Raw genomic sequence first — 15,654 nt, 5'->3', positions numbered from 1 at the left:
TTATTCAGCCTTATAAAAGGCTTTAATAGAAAGGAGAAATTAAAATGAATGATTTTATGGATTTATGCCTTCGCAGGCAAAGCTGCAGAAATTTTAAAGATCAATCGGTAGATCATGAAAAGCTGGTCAAATGTGTTGAGGCGGCCCACCTGGCACCTTCCGGCTGTAATGGTCAGCCCTGGAGTTTTGTGGTAGTCGAGAATCCAGAACTTATGGAAAAGGTAGCAGAATCTGCACAGCAGCTTGGATCAAATGGGTTTGCTTCCAAAGCACGGGCATTTTTTGTTGTAGTTGAAGAACACGCAAATTTAATGCCCCATGTTAAAAGCCTTGTAGACAGCCAGTATTTTGCTCCCGGCGATATTGGAGCGGCAATTGCCTATCTTTGCCTGGAAGCCGAATCACAGGGAATCGGTACTTGCATATTGGGAATGTTTGATAGAGAAAAGGTTGCTGCGCTTTTGAATATCCCGAAGGAAAAGCATATATGCGGGTTAATTGCAGCCGGATATCCAGCAGATCAGACGGTACGGAAGAAATCCCGTAAATCAATGGAGGAAATTGTCCGGTTTGTTTAAACAACCAGTGCCTTAGCAGAACAGGAGAATTCCTCTGCACCAATATAACTTCATATAAAGGATCATAAAAGTCGGTATTTTGCCAGTGGCACTGTACTGGCTTTTTTTTTTACAAAGGAATCAGAGAGACCTTTCTTAGGGAAGTTTTTCAGATCCTCTTATTTTCTTAACATCTTCTTTATGCGTATTTCTTTTATAATTAATACAAATGTATAAATTAATGATAAAAAAGGAGAAATATATGTTAGAAAATTGTGCTTTTACAATCAATTCCCAAAGAAAAATGTCCATTTCTTATGAATCAAAACTATTGAATATAAAATATGTAGAGAAAACCCAATACCAGATATAATTGTTAATTCAAATGGCTGCATAATAGAGTAACAATACAAATTTTAGGAGATGATCGTTATTAATTACATAACTAACATAATAAGCAACATAACAATATCGGAAATAGTAATGATAATTTTAGCACTTGCCCTTGCTTATATGGCTGTGGAAAAAAGGTATGAGCCCTTGCTTCTTCTTCCATTGGCATTTGGAATGCTTATTGCTAATATATCAAATGCGGGTCTATCCTCTTATGATGAAGGTGGACTGATTTATTATTTATATAAGGGCATTGAGCTTGGGATCTATCCTCCCATGATTTTTATCTGTATTGGTGCAATGACAGATTTCAGTCCCTTAATATCATCACCTAAGACAGCATTAATTGGTCTTGGAGGTCAGGTTGGTATTTTTGCGGCGATGTTTGGGGCATTAGGTTTAGGACATGTAATTTCCTGTTTTATTCCCGATTTTGTAAACTTCACCATGCAGGAAGCGGCAGCAATCGGAGTAATAGGAAGTTCAGACGGTCCTACTTCCATTTATATCACAAAGCAGCTGGCAAGTCATCTGCTTCCGACGATTACGATCGCAGCGTATTCCTATATGGCTTTGGTTCCTCTCATTCAGCCGCCGATCATGAGAGCACTTACTACCCATAATGAAAGAATGGTAATTATGCCTATTCCGAAAGAGGTGTCCAGGAGAAAGAAACTTCTTTTTCCTATTGTAACTACTTTGTTAGTTCTTATCTTCGTACCTTCAGCTGCAACGCTGATAGCAATGCTGATGCTTGGTAATCTTATCAGAGAGAGCGGCGTGGCAGAAAGGTTAGTCAGAATGCTTGAGGGGGATTTGCTGAATCTGCTTACCTTATTAATTGGTTTATCCATTGGAGGAAGCGCAACGGCTGAGAGGGTATTAAATATTAAAACACTTTTTATTATTATCTTAGGCCTATTTGCATTTATAATGGGAACGGCCGGAGGGGTATTGGTAGCAAAAATTTTATGCAAATTGACAGGAGGAAAGGTGAACCCCCTCATTGGAAATGCAGGAGTATCTGCGATGCCAATGGCTGCCAGAATATCTCAAAGATTAGGTCATGAATACAATCCGTCAAACCATCTTTTAATGCATGCAATGGGACCTATTGTTGCTAGTACCATAGGTTCAGCAATTATAGCAGGAATTTTTATTTCCATGTTTGGATAATGAAATATTTATAGCAGGTACAGCTAAAATAATGATATAATAATAATTGCATGAAGATGAAAGATGATTCTGCGCATTGAATAAATAATATACGAAGAAGTGTAGGGTGAGTTGAGTTGAATAAGAAAAGGGTTAAAAATATTATTTTCTCTTTCTGTATTCTTTGCGGTACATTGCTTATCTGCGAAGTTCTTTACCGTAATAATTTTGGATATCAAAATATAAATATTGTGATGGCAATGGCAATATTTATTATTACAGCTGTTACAGAAGGATATATTTATGGGGTTTCTTCAGCAATAATAGGAGTATTTACTTATGATTTTCTGATAACTTCACCAAGATTTGGTTTTAGTTTTACTGTAAACTTTCCAGTGACTCTTATTGTACTGCTGCTTGTTGTTTTCACCAGCAGTATTATTACTACCAGCATTAAGGCACAGGCAGAACAAGCCAGGCAGAAGTGTCAGCATGCGGAATTGCTATACAGTATTAACAGGAAGCTTCTTTCTACAAGGGATCTGCACACGATTATAAGATACTCTATGGACTACTTAAAGGATGGGCTAATGCATTCTGTAGCCTTTTTTGAGGACATCAAGCCAGATGGAAAGTTGAATCCTTATTTCGTATATGTAAAAGATGATGTAGGGATTGAATATTTTATAAAAGAGGAAATTTTTTACTTCGTAAGGCTTGCTGCGGATAAACAGAAAGCTTTGGGTGATAAAGATTATGGCTACTTTTTGCCCATAATGACTCAGAACGTAACATATGGAGTATTTGCTTTTTCTTTTAAAGAAAAGGATTTGAGCAAGAAGCAAAGAATGTTTTTGGAATTAATAGCGGAGCAAACGGCTCAGGCATTTAGAATGTACCGTCTTGTGGCAGAACAGCAAGAGACTAAAGTGATGATGGAAACGGAAAAAGTGAAGAACAGCTTTTTAAGAAGTATATCTCACGATTTGAGAACACCGCTTACAAGTATTATAGGTGCCAGTTCTACCTTATTGGAAGAAGGAAATAAGATTCCTTATGAGGTACAGGCAAAACTGGCAGAGGGTATTCAAAATGATTCCCAATGGCTTTTAAATATGATTGAAAACATATTGTCCATTACAAAGGTTCAGAATAATGGTATGGTGATTGATAAATCAGAAGAAATCGTTGAAGAGGTTATAGAAGGGGTCATCTTAACTTTCCGCAAGCGCTTTCCTAATACCAAAATCACGGTAAATCAGCCTGATAATGTAATTTTACTTCCCATAGATATTATGCTGATCTCTCAAGTCCTTACGAATATTCTGGAAAATACTCAAAGACATGCTGGGGGCCAAAGGTCGGATGTGACAATAGAAGTAAAAGAAGAGGATGATTTTGTGAGATTTTTAATAGCAGATACAGGCCCGGGAATAGATCCAAAGATTCTTCCTATGCTATTTAAGTTTACGGTTACGCCGGAGAACCCCTATAAAGATTCAACGCGGAATTTGGGAATCGGACTCTCCATTTGTAAAACCATAATCAGAGCTCATGGAGGAGAGATATATGCAAATAACAGGCCGGAAGGCGGAGCACAATTTATGTTTACAATACCGCTTTGCAGTGAGAAATGATTTTTAAGATTGTTTGCGCCTGCGGCTCAGAGGATAGCTTACTAGAAAGGTGTTGCTATGGAAAATAAGCACGTTATAATGATAGTAGAGGATGAAGACGCAATCATCGAATTCGTTTCTGTTAAATTGGAATTACAAGGTTATAGGACATTGAAAGCCGTCAATGGGCAAGAAGCTATTTCCTTTGCCTCATCCCATTGTCCGGATTTAATTTTGTTGGATTTGGGGCTGCCGGATATGGATGGCATGGAAGTACTTAAGTCTATCAGAAGCTGGAGTATGGTTCCTGTGATTATTATATCGGCAAGGAATGAAGAGAAGTTCATTGTATCGGCTCTCGACAGCGGTGCAGATGACTATATTACAAAACCTTTTAACAATGCGATTCTAGTGGCAAGAATCGGAACGGCCTTGCGAAGAGGACATATATCGAAAATAAAGAGCAGCAAGGTGAACCAGCCCTTCCGTCTGGCAGATTTATATATTGATTATGATAAGAGAATCGTAACGGTAGACGGGAATACAGTGCATTTAACCCCAATTGAATACCGGATCATCGTCCTGCTCTCTCTGAATGCAGGGACTGTATTGACCCATGAATTTCTTTGCCGTGAACTTTGGGGGCCTTATGTGAACAAAAGCAAAGCCCTTCGGGTTAATGTTGCAAACCTGAGGAGGAAAATTGAAAAAGATACGGCTGATCCTCAATACATTTTAACAGAAATAGGAGTGGGGTACAGGCTGTTAGAAGACATATGACAGGCTGCAATTATCATATTCATTTGGGTACGACTTTGGTGTGAAGAAACGATAAAAGATATCTGAGGATGCAGGATCATAAAGCAACTAAAAAGTTAAAAAAGTAATTGCCGGTCATTTCAAGATTTTTTCTGCATAGTTTCCGGGGAAATACAAAAACTATCGACAGATAGGAGGTATCATTATGGCAAAAGCAGGTATGAGAAGACCGAGTCCTTATGATTCAAACAATCATGGAACGGAGAATCATGAGAAAATGCATCGTCCAAAGAATGAGCAGGCCCAGGTGCCGGAAATCCAGGGCGCTGCAAAAAATGGAAATGACAAAGCCGGTCCGATCAATGCTCCAAACTGGGCTAGAGATGATTACAAAACTGGAAATAAGCATGACGGTGTTTAATAAAAAGGGTGCCGCTTCGCAGCTATGGATTAGCTGTGAAGCGGCACCCCGCTTATTATGGAGTTTTAAACAGCTATTTTCTTAAGTAATCGATAACTCCCTGCCAGAGCATGCTTCCTGAGGGGTGATATTCTGCGTCGCACTGGGTTTTCGCTTTCTCACTCATTTCTGTTATGTTATAGCCGTCTTTTAAAACGGAAAACTTTAAAACTCCCGGAGAAAGGGCATTATGCGGACAATCATAGATGCATTTCAAACACCACATACAATTGGATCCAAACTTTGGGACGCCGTTTTGGAGTCTAATGTTTTTAGCTGGACATTTTCTTTCGCATAGACCACATTGGGTACATGCTTTTGAGGCGCGGATAGATAAGCCGAAGATCTTTGCGCCAAAGTGCTCTGCTTTGCCAATAAATGCAAAAAATCGATCAGGAACCCGTGGCCTTGTAAGGTATATCTTTCCTGATAAAATCTCTGTGACGGTCTGGGTTACTTTCTGCGGAATGGCATTAAGCAACTGGAGATTTAATTGGTATTCCGCTTGAGAGGCAAAATTAGACGGCATCACAAACATTTTTTCATAGATCAGTTGATACCCTTTTTTTACCAGCAAACGCTTACAGTGAACGCGGCAGGCAGTGTTGGGTGAAGTTTCGCCTCCGCCGGAAACTGAGATAACTGCGGCAGGTGTATTCTGGGTCTTGGGCAGATTCTTTGTCCAGTGTTCCATGATAGAAGCCAGCCTGAAGGCGTATACAGGAGAGAAGATGATCAACAGATCCGGTGCTTTTTCCTCATGATATGTATTGCAGCAGGATATATCAATCACATTTACATGGATTCCTGATTTTACAAACTGTGTTTCAAAGCAGGATACAATGGCTTTTGTGCCTCCAGTTCCGGAGAAATATGCTAATGTAACGGTTTTAACGGTGAGCTTTCTATCATTCATAAAAGTCTCCTGTGAAATGAAATCATGTACATGCGTCATTGTTGATTTTTAATTTGCTAGATTTACATTGTACCGGGAAAGCGTATTTCTTAAATGCTCATAATCTTGGGGTCCGCATTTTGACCAGTTGAAGAAATCTTTCCTGTGATGGGTAAGAATTTTGCAGCTCTTTGTATGGAAAACTTTTGTCAAATTCTTTTGCTTTAGCTTCGTCAATATCAAATATTGGGTCTTCAAAGAAACGGCCGGAACAATCAGACAATGCCCCCTCAGTCAGTTCAAGAGCCTGTAATGGAGCGGCATACATATTGTCCGGTGTACCAATTTTGTATGTCTCTGCCGCAGTAAAACCAAATCTACTGTAATAGGAGGGGTCACCATAAATTAGAATTGCCTTGTAGCCCAAATCCTTTGCAAGCTTTTTGGTATGTTCGATGAGCAAGGTTCCGATCCCTTGCCCTTGAAACCCAGGCAAAACTGAAATTGGACCAAAGCTGATAACCGGACATTTCTCCCCGTTATCACACCGTATATTTGCCTTTGTATACATGATGTTTCCGACAAGTGTTTCATTTTCAGTGGCAACGATGTCCAGTTCTTTTATAAATGACTCTGATTCCCGCATCATGTGCACCAGATAGTGCTCATTACAGCCGGGTACATAATGATTCCAGAACGCTTCACGTGTCAATTCTTCAACGATCCGGTAATCGGATGCTCTTTCCGGGCGTAACTGAATATTCTCCCTATGCAAGATTTTTCCCTCCAAACACTCATATCATATTTCGATATATTGTATATCTGCAAAGTAAATTTGTAAAGGAATATTTGATCCCTTTGGGACCAATTCGTGTAAACAAGCATTCGTTCTTCATGACATTCTCCTGTTTATAAACAGCAAGCCGCTTTTCGTTAGAAAAAGCGGCAGCCAGAATCTCTGTATTAATTCTCTATTTATGTGGGATCTCATTCAGCGGCAGTTTTGTTTTTTGCAAAAGCACAGCGCCAAATGCCATGATAACAAAAAATACAATCAGATAAGCAACCGCAGCAATCCCATGAGCAAACCAGGCGGCAGTGATCATAAATATACAGCCTGCAAGGGATATGCAGGGCATAAGTATCCGGTTGAAAAAATTAAGCTCTTTCCCTTTTACCATGAACATAATAAAAATGGGGATGTACAGGGCATAAATTGTGATGATGGGCAATTCCGAAGAATCAAAGCTGAAGAACCCAAACCAATTGTCGGTTAAGTTTGCCCCGTAAAAATAAAATAACCAGACGCCGCAAAGAAACAACCCCATAATTGCGGAGTTAACAGGCATATTAGTCGCTGGATCCACCTGGCTGAAAATCCGGGGCTTAGGGCCAAGACCTCTTGCGGCAATGGAATAGATTCCCCGTGTACAGCCAAGCATCAGCCCGTTTAAGGTACCCAGGCATGAAATGATGACAAACACAAACAAGAGGGAACCGCCTGCCGATGTGAAAACTGTTTGGAATGCCAGCTTGGCGCCGGTTTCTCCGCCAGCCATCATCACTTCATTTTTAATCGTTCCGGCCAAACCAATGTAATACAGGATATAAACGGACATGGTAATAAATGTACCGGCAATCAAAGCCAGGGGGAGATTTCTCTTAGCATTTTTTAATTCTGCATTAATGCAGGTTGCAATGATCCAGCCTTCGTAGGCAAAGCTGGCGGCGACAACTGCCGTGAATAATCCGTTGGAAGTGCGTTGGGACACGTAATGGGTGAAATTATACATGGTCATACCACTTCGAAGCCCTACAAACGATCCGATAACTGCCATTAAAAATAGGGGGATCAGTTTAATGACTGTGGTGCTTACCTGGAATTTCCCTGCCAAAACAGGAGATAAAGCATTCATTGTAAAGCTTGAAATAAGGTAAAGGCAGGCAATGGTCATACATTCTCCGCCTGTAATGGAGAAGCCAAAAATGACGCAGGTGTACCGGGCGGAGACCCATGCAAGAACCGAGGTGATTGTAGGATAATAAATTACCGCCATAAACCAGCCGACATAATAGGCATATTTTTTACCCATTGTAGCTTCCGCGTAATCCACCACCCCATTGATGTACTGGTATTTGGTAGCCATGACAGAAAAAGTGTAAGCACAGGAAATCATGATGATGCCGCCGATCACCCATGCCAGGATGCCCTCCTTTAAATTGCCTCCTGTTGCCGTAAGGATCTTTTCCGCCTTAAAAAACACGCCGCTTCCGATGACGATTCCTACAACCATTGCAATGGCTGTAAAAAGACCGTATTTCTTTTCTAATTTCGGTTCCATAATCTGACCAGTCCTATTCTTCTATAGGATTCCTTTTTCGTTATTCTTTCATCATCAAAGAAAATAGTTGCCATAAAGCCGGATTTGGTATTGTTATGGCAACTATTTCTCGATGAAGAAACTTTTTTCATTCTATCATAAAGTTAGATATAATTCAGCAAGATTTTTCTTTTTTGGAAATTAATTTTGGTATATATAAATATTTGCAAACAGCTTCAATATGGCGGCCAGTGGAATATTCTAAGTTGGAAATTTCAAGCAATAATTAACCGTATTACAGACAGCAGCGGGGATTGACAGCAATGCCGGAGATAATGTATGATAAGTATCAAACATGGGGTCCGGGAAGCGATGGATCCCAATCCCCCAAGGCTGAACCAGCAAAGCCTTTGAGTGCCAGGGGAGCAAAAAAGGGTGAAAGGAGAGGAGCGTCATGGCTAAAATAAAAGAGTTTACTCTGGAAAATATTAAGGAAATCTGTGAATTTGGCAAGGCGATCTCGTCGCCTGTCCGGCTGGAGATCATAAAGCTGTTATACCAGGATAATTTTTCCATAAGCCAGATTGCGGAAACCCTCGATCTTCCCCAGTCCAGCGCCGCTTTTCATTTAAAGCTTCTTGAGGCAGCGGATTTGATCCGTATGGAAGAACAGCCGGGAAGCCATGGGACCATGAAGGTATGCAGCCGGAAACAGGATTATGCCAATCTCTGTTTTTTGCCAAGAAGCAGCCAGATTAATGAGGTATTAAGCGTTGAAATGCCTGTGGGCGCATTTGTAGACTGCAGCATTTTTCCCACCTGCGGCCTATACACGCCTTTTGGTGTGGTAGGAATGGAGGACAAGGTATACAGCTTTTATCTGCCGGAGCGGATGGATGCGGGTCTTTTATGGACATCCAAAGGGCATGTGGAATACCGGTTTCCCAATCAGCTTCCTTCAGGGAAACGGCCGGTGCGGGTATCTTTCTGCATGGAGCTGTGTTCAGAAGCGCCCGGGTACGCGGAGGATTGGAAGTCCGACATCACTATGTGGGTAAACGGCGTAGAATGCGCGACCTGGTGCTGTCCCGGGGACTTCGGGTCCAGAAGAGGAAGATTAACGCCTTCCTTATGGCCCAATGGATCTACCCAATACGGTCTTTTGGTAAAATGGGAGATCAAGGGAGACGGAAGCTATATAAACGGAGAGAGGACTTCCAAGGTCTCGATCAATGACATCGGGCTATCGGAGAACCCCTTTATAAGCATGACCATTGGGAATAAAAAGAATGCGAAATATGAGGGCGGCTTTAATCTTTTTGGAAAGACCTTCGGGGATTATGCCCAGGATATTATTATGGAAATCGAATATTGATGATATATGACGAAAGGGTAAACAACTGTTTGGAGAATATGCATATTTTCCGGACAGTTGTTTTTTCGTTGCCTTGCGCCTTAAAGGGGAAGGGCTTGTATTATAACAGGGATTCTATTTTTCTAAATGAAAGAAAGAAATAATAAAACAGTAATACTGTTGTAAATAGAAAAAATATACAAATTATTATATAAATTGGAGAATAATATATTGACTTACACAACGAAAAGGTGTATTGTTGTTGTATTGAAACAGTATTACTGTTATTAGACGAGCCTTTATCAGGCAAAATACGACAGGCTGTTTTATGGTTTGCTCGGTAAATCAAACAAAACAAGGAGGTAATTATGAGAAAGGGCAAAAAATGGATGGCTGCATTAGGTGCAGCAGCACTGGTTATGGCGGCAATGTCAGGTTGTGGAAGCAGCACATCAACGCAGACAACTGCGGGCACCCAGGCAACGCAGGGAGCCCAGGAGAGCAAGGAGACTTCCGCTGGAGAAACGTCAGCAGCAGCGACGGAAGAAACAAAGAATGTCAATGACGACGGAACGGTCAATAATCCGGAGCAGGTGGCGGTAGACGCCAACAAGCTGGTTATGTGGTCTCTGTTCAGCGGCGGTGACGGCGGTTTTATGAATAAAATGATTGAGAATTATAACGGCACAAGCCCGACCAAGCAGGTTCAGTCCATCATGCTGGTATGGGCGGATTATTATACAAAGCTCCAGACAGCCGTTGCTGCCGGAAAAGGGCCGGATATCGGTATTTCCCATGCATCCTCTCTGCCGCAGTTGGTGGAAGACGGTGTGGTGCAGCCGATCACTTCTTATCTTGACGAGCTGGGAATCGATTTAAGCCAGATTTATTCACAGGCCTCCATTGATGCCGTAACTTTTGACGGAGAGGTCTATGCAGTGCCCCTGGACACTCATGCGGAGATCATGTATTTCAACAAAGAGATTTTAGAGAAGGCCGGCGTGACCTTAAATGCGGCGGGATCGGTTGATATTAAGAGCGTGGATGATTTTTATGCAGTTTGTGATAAGATCAAGGCTGTAATCCCGGAAGACGGCTCCACCATTGCCATTACCAACAATGGAGATGATCCTTACCGTCTGTGGTGGGCAACCTATTTCCAGATGGGAGGAACTCCTATCGTCAGCGATGACGGCAAGAAGGTCACTCTTGATAAGGAAAAGGCAGTAAAAGCAGCGGAATTTGTAAAGGGACTGTATGACAAAGGCTACGTTGCAGAAGGTATTGATGACCACCAGAAGTTCTTCCAGAGCGGAAAAGCAGGGATCTGCATCGGCGGGACCTGGGCAGTAGGCGCTTTCGAGCAGACAGATAACTTAAGCTTTGTACCCATGGCATTCCCCAAGCTTTTTGATACAGATAACTGCTGGGCTGATTCCCATACCTTCATTCTTCCTACAAAGAATTCCAGGAACGAAGCTGACAGCAAGGCAGCGGTGGAATTTATGCTTGCGGCATCCATGAAAGGCGGCGTAACCTGGGCCAGCTCCGGCCAGATTCCGGCATGCAAGGAGGTTCTTGCAAGCGACGAATATAAGGCTCTTCCATATAGAAGCAGCTACATGTCTGAGGTGGAAAAAGCAGTCCTTCCGGCAAAGGTATCTACTTTTAACGGAATGAAGAAAGGGATGATCGACAGCCTGGATACCATCTGGACAGGAAAGGGAGATGCTGCGTCCGGTATTGATGCCCTTTATGATGAGCTTGAGTCAAACCTTCCGTAACTTTTAATGAAACAGAGGGGGGAATATTTCTCCCCTCTTTATAAAAAGGATTGCATGGCTAGGGAGGACAGTAATTTGAGCAGAAGCAGAAAAATAAGAGATATGGCTACGGGCCTGGGATTGTGCCTTCCTTTTTTGGCCTTATACACGGTTTTTACGATATGGCCGGTCATTCAGGGGCTGTATGTGAGCCTGCATAAGTGGTCCTTAATGGGCAAGGTAAAATTTGTAGGACTGGATAATTATATTAAATTTTTATCGGATCAGAAGTTTGTTGACGCACTGGAACATACGATCATCTTTGTCTTCCTTTCCGTACCCTTTCTGGTGATCATGGCCTTGATACTGGCTCTGTTTGCCAACAGGCCGGTGAAGATCAAGCGGGGATTAAGGATTGCATATTATCTTCCCAGCATCATATCCGTTTCTGTTGCGTCCTTTATTGCAAAATATATGTTTGCGCCCTATATGGGCTTTGTAAACGGAATGCTGCATCTGACCGGGATTTTAAGTCCCGGGTCGGAAATCCAATGGCTTATTGACACAAATCATGCATGGGCGGTGGTTACCATGATGACCGTATGGTGGACCGTAGGATTTTCCATGCTTTTATATTTATCGGCTCTGCAGGATATTTCCCCGGAGATTTATGAGGCGGCGGAGATCGACGGAGCGGCGCAATGGCAGCAGTTGTTTTCCATTGTCCTGCCCCTGTTAAAGCCCACCACCTATTTAATCGTCATGCTGCAGGTCATCGCCAGCTTTAAGGTGTTCGGCCAGATCCAGTTAATAACGGCAGGAGGACCGGCAGGTAGTACAAAGCCTTTGATCCAGTACATTTATGAGACGGGATTTACGAAGAACAATATGGGTTATGCCGCAGCCATGTCCTATGTGCTGTTTGCCATTCTGGTAGTATGTACGCTCATCCAGAAGGCGGTTCAGAGGAAGGGGGAAAAGCTAGATGAAGCGTAAGAAAGTAAAGGCAGGGAGCGTTGCTTTGACTGTTTTATCCGCGGGGCTGGCCGTTATTTTTCTGGCACCTGTGATCTGGGCCTTTTTCGTTTCCCTGCAGTATGAGGGGAAGCAGATCAAAAGCGTGGTCAGCTGGTTTTCTCCTCCCTACACATTTCGGAATTATCTGGACTTAATTATCGGTTCCGATGTTGCCAAATGGCTGCTGAATTCTGTGATCGTTGCGGTAATCGTTACCGTTTTAACTATCCTCTTTTCCGCCATGGCAGCCTATGCTCTGGCAAAAATGAAATTTATGGGAAGAAATAAGCTTTTTATTTACTTCTTGCTGGGACTTATGGTACCGGGAGAAGCAACAATTGTGCCGTTGTTTATCACCGCCAACGGATTAAAGCTGATTGATACTTATGCGGGATTGCTTTTACCCTCCGTGGCAGTGTCCATGAATCTGATCATCATGGTGACGTTTTTTAAAGGGATTCCGGATTCCCTCATAGAAGCAGCCAGGATCGACGGAGCCGGAGAGCTTACGATTTTCGCCAGGATCATCATGCCCTTATCAAAGGCAGTTGTTTCCACCATCAGCATTTTTGCATTTATCGGAAGCTGGAATAATTATCTGTGGCCTCTGCTTTGCGCCATGGACAGCAGTAAATTTACATTGCCTGTAGGCATTCCCATTTTTGCCGGAACCTATACCGTGGATTATGTGAAGCCGATGACTGCCAATATGATCGCTTCCATTCCCGCTATTATCATTTATCTCATATTTGAAAAGCAGATCGTGCAGGGAATCACCATGTCCGGCGTTAAGGGCTGATTTAAGTAAAAACAACACTTTACAGGTATACCTTAATGCCAAAGAGCAGGCGGGAGAGGAAAGGAGAATTATTACATGCTGTGCTATCAAAAGGACTATCCAAGGCCCCAGTTTGTCCGTAGGGACTGGATCAATTTGAACGGTATTTGGGACTTCGATTTTGACGATGAAAATAAAGGAGAAGTTCAGTGTTGGTACGAAGGCCTGCATACGGAAAAAGAGATATGCGTGCCCTTTACCTATGAAACGAAAAAAAGCAATATCCATGACGAAGGGGTACATCATTTTGTTTGGTATGGCCGCAAATTCCAGGCGGAGAAGGAGAAATTATCGGGAAATAAGCTGTTTCTGCATTTTGAGGGAAGTGACTTCCTGACAAAGGTGTGGATCAACGGGCAATTTGCCGGTATGCATGAAGGGGGCTATTCCCGCTTTTCCTTTGATATCACAAACCTTATAAAGGAAGGGGAAAACCTTGTGGTCGTGAAAGCGGAGGATTTTATGGATCCTCAGCAGCCAAGGGGAAAACAGCGTTGGGTTTCTGAAAATTTTGGCTGCTGGTATGTGCAGACGACGGGGATCTGGAAGACCGTATGGATGGAGTATGTACCGGAAGTCAGCTTAAAATCGGTGAAAATGACTCCCAATTTACCAAAAGGAAGGCTTGAACTGGATTATACCGTGGACTGCCCCGATTCCCCGGATGGGAGAAGGCTGGAGGTAGAGGCGGTTGTAAGCTTTGGAGGCAGATTCGTGGCAAGGACTCTGACCGGCATAGGGAAAAACCCCACAAAGGCTTTCCTTGATCTGGAGGCAGCCGAGGCAGACAATCCTTGGGGGATACGTACATGGACCCCGGCGGAACCCCTGCTTTATGATATCAGCTTCCGTACCCGGTACGATGGAGAGGTGTGTGATGAGATTGGTTCATACTTTGGTATGCGCGAGATCCGGATCGATGGTCCAAACATACTTATGAATGGGGCACCGCTGTATCAGAGGCTGATCCTTGACCAGGGATATTGGGAAGAAACCCATTTGACGCCGCCGGATGAGGACGCGCTGATCGAAGATATTGATAAAATTCATGCTCTTGGGTATAACGGTTTGAGAAAACATCAGAAGGTAGAGGATGAAAGATTCCTTTACTGGTGTGACGTTAAGGGGATGCTGGTATGGAGTGAGGCGCCTGCCGCTTATGTTTATTCCGACCGGGCGGTGGAGCTGTTTACAAGGGAATGGCTGGATATTGTAAAGCAGAATTATAATCATCCTTCCATTATTACATGGACGCCGATCAATGAATCCTGGGGGGTTCCTCAGGTTGAGACCAACAGGAGCCAGCAGCATTTTACGGAGGGGATTTATCACCTGACGAAAAGCATTGACAAGTACCGGCCTGTGATCGTAAATGACGGCTGGGAGCATACGGTTTCAGATATTATCACCCTTCACGACTATGAAGAGAAGGGGGAAGTGCTTAAGAAACGTTATACAGAATACAAGAATGAGATACTGGCGGGAGAGGTTTACCATTCCACCTCTAAATCAGCCATTGCCAATGGATTTTCATACAAGGGCCAGCCGGTGATGATCAGTGAGTTTGGCGGAATTGCATTTGACAGTGACAAAGAAGGCTGGGGGTATGGAAACAAGGTCAATACAAAAGAGGACTTTTTAAAGAGGTTTGAGAGCATTACCACAGCCATTAAGGAAATTCCCTATGTATGCGGCTATTGCTATACCCAGGTTACGGATGTGCAGCAGGAAGTCAATGGATTAATGGATATCAGGAGAAACTTCAAGGTGGATCCGGAGAAAATAAAAGAAATAAATGAGAAGAGAGTGGCATTCTGGAGGGATGAACTCCGGTAGCACACGGCTCTAAAAAACAGTCACTCTTGTAAAGGGCATATGCCCTTTTAACGGAGTGACTGTTTATTAATTGGAGAATCCATCAGGCTTCTTTTATTTTGGCGCCACGAAAGACTGAACATAGGCAAGCATTTCTTCTTTTGACTGTACCGATTGAGTATGATCGATAATTTGCTGCTGTGCCTGCGTTGGTAAGGAGAAAAAATAATCCATTGCTTTATATTCTTCAAGGGCCAAACCAAGTCCTACCGGCAATTCCGCACCGCTTGTATATTTTCCCATCTGTAAACCTCTTTATGATCTTTCCATTATCTGTTTTTCCTGTTCTTCAATCATCTTTTTAACCATATAACCATATTGATAAGATGTCATTTTACTATAATCATTGCTTTTTATAGGGAAGCCGGTTTCTTCAGCGATTTCTAACTTAAAACGGTCAAGAGCTTCCTTTGCTTCCGGAATTACATTGCTTTTTGGCATATAGAATCACCTCAATTCGTTTTATAAGTATTATTAAGTTTTTCAGGAAAAATATTCAGAAGCCTAAGTAAATATAAATGATTTATCCGGCAGTTAATGACTGTTATGCCAGCTGACAATTATAATATGGGAAAGAGCGTATGAAAAGTGGAATTATAATAAGAAGTAATCTGGATTAAATAAGATCCCAGGAAGAGGGTACAGCAGAGG

The 15,654-nt window shown here is 42.5% G+C and carries 15 protein-coding genes; 10 read left to right on the top strand and 5 right to left on the bottom strand.

What is annotated here, in order from left to right; all coding sequences use genetic code 11:
- Positions 1-44 precede the first annotated feature (44 nt).
- From AC27IJ_RS07430 to AC27IJ_RS07410, 5 genes are all read left to right on the top strand, one after another.
- Positions 45-578, top strand: a complete 534-nt coding sequence (locus AC27IJ_RS07430; RefSeq protein WP_312443116.1) for a nitroreductase family protein — start codon at positions 45-47, stop codon at positions 576-578.
- A gap of 402 nt (positions 579-980) precedes the next feature.
- On the top strand, positions 981-2,126 hold the full coding sequence (locus AC27IJ_RS07425) for a sodium ion-translocating decarboxylase subunit beta (protein WP_312501270.1): 1,146 nt from the start codon (positions 981-983) through the stop codon (positions 2,124-2,126).
- Positions 2,127-2,242: 116 nt separating this feature from the next.
- Positions 2,243-3,742, top strand: coding sequence for a sensor histidine kinase (locus AC27IJ_RS07420; protein ID WP_487148218.1), 1,500 nt, complete (start codon positions 2,243-2,245; stop codon positions 3,740-3,742).
- 57 nt (positions 3,743-3,799) lie between these two features.
- Positions 3,800-4,501, top strand: a complete 702-nt coding sequence (locus AC27IJ_RS07415) for a response regulator (RefSeq protein WP_312443121.1) — start codon at positions 3,800-3,802, stop codon at positions 4,499-4,501.
- 184 nt (positions 4,502-4,685) lie between these two features.
- Positions 4,686-4,901 (top strand): hypothetical protein, encoded by a 216-nt coding sequence (locus AC27IJ_RS07410; protein WP_024296069.1) that lies wholly within the window; start codon positions 4,686-4,688, stop codon positions 4,899-4,901.
- Positions 4,902-4,974: 73 nt separating this feature from the next.
- On the opposite strand, the gene AC27IJ_RS07405 is transcribed toward AC27IJ_RS07410, so the two are convergent.
- The 3 genes from AC27IJ_RS07405 to AC27IJ_RS07395 form a co-directional block, all read right to left on the bottom strand.
- Positions 4,975-5,856: an EFR1 family ferrodoxin gene (locus AC27IJ_RS07405; RefSeq protein WP_313260617.1), complete on the bottom strand. Its 882-nt coding sequence runs from the start codon at positions 5,854-5,856 to the stop codon at positions 4,975-4,977.
- Positions 5,857-5,953: 97 nt separating this feature from the next.
- Positions 5,954-6,610 (bottom strand): GNAT family N-acetyltransferase, encoded by a 657-nt coding sequence (locus AC27IJ_RS07400; RefSeq protein ID WP_313260619.1) that lies wholly within the window; start codon positions 6,608-6,610, stop codon positions 5,954-5,956.
- A gap of 196 nt (positions 6,611-6,806) precedes the next feature.
- Entirely contained in the window at positions 6,807-8,177 is a 1,371-nt protein-coding gene (locus tag AC27IJ_RS07395) for an APC family permease (protein WP_312443124.1), read from the bottom strand.
- A gap of 433 nt (positions 8,178-8,610) precedes the next feature.
- Between AC27IJ_RS07395 and AC27IJ_RS07390 the strand changes: the two genes are divergently transcribed.
- From AC27IJ_RS07390 to AC27IJ_RS07370, 5 genes are all read left to right on the top strand, one after another.
- Positions 8,611-9,531 carry an ArsR/SmtB family transcription factor gene (locus AC27IJ_RS07390; RefSeq protein ID WP_312501263.1) on the top strand — a complete coding sequence of 307 codons (921 nt, stop codon included), beginning with the start codon at positions 8,611-8,613 and terminating at the stop codon, positions 9,529-9,531.
- A gap of 347 nt (positions 9,532-9,878) precedes the next feature.
- Entirely contained in the window at positions 9,879-11,294 is a 1,416-nt protein-coding gene (locus AC27IJ_RS07385) for an extracellular solute-binding protein (RefSeq protein WP_312501262.1), read from the top strand.
- 75 nt (positions 11,295-11,369) lie between these two features.
- A complete protein-coding gene (locus AC27IJ_RS07380) occupies positions 11,370-12,269 on the top strand; it encodes a carbohydrate ABC transporter permease (protein ID WP_312443127.1) in 900 nt (299 codons plus the stop codon).
- Positions 12,259-13,089 carry a carbohydrate ABC transporter permease gene (locus AC27IJ_RS07375; protein WP_312443128.1) on the top strand — a complete coding sequence of 277 codons (831 nt, stop codon included), beginning with the start codon at positions 12,259-12,261 and terminating at the stop codon, positions 13,087-13,089. Before AC27IJ_RS07380 ends, AC27IJ_RS07375 begins: the two co-directional genes overlap by 11 nt.
- Before the next feature lie 75 nt (positions 13,090-13,164).
- A complete protein-coding gene (locus AC27IJ_RS07370; protein ID WP_487148214.1) occupies positions 13,165-14,964 on the top strand; it encodes a glycoside hydrolase family 2 protein in 1,800 nt (599 codons plus the stop codon).
- Between the two features lie 93 nt (positions 14,965-15,057).
- On the opposite strand, the gene AC27IJ_RS07365 is transcribed toward AC27IJ_RS07370, so the two are convergent.
- A complete protein-coding gene (locus AC27IJ_RS07365) occupies positions 15,058-15,246 on the bottom strand; it encodes a hypothetical protein (protein ID WP_312501260.1) in 189 nt (62 codons plus the stop codon).
- Positions 15,247-15,258: 12 nt separating this feature from the next.
- Positions 15,259-15,444, bottom strand: coding sequence for an alpha/beta-type small acid-soluble spore protein (locus tag AC27IJ_RS07360; RefSeq protein WP_312443131.1), 186 nt, complete (start codon positions 15,442-15,444; stop codon positions 15,259-15,261).
- Between the last annotated feature and the right edge of the window lie 210 nt (positions 15,445-15,654).

Source organism: Lacrimispora sp. YZC11 (assembly GCF_057543815.1).
The sequence above is the reverse complement of the archived record's forward strand: the minus strand, read 5'-3'. Positions and strand labels throughout refer to the sequence as shown.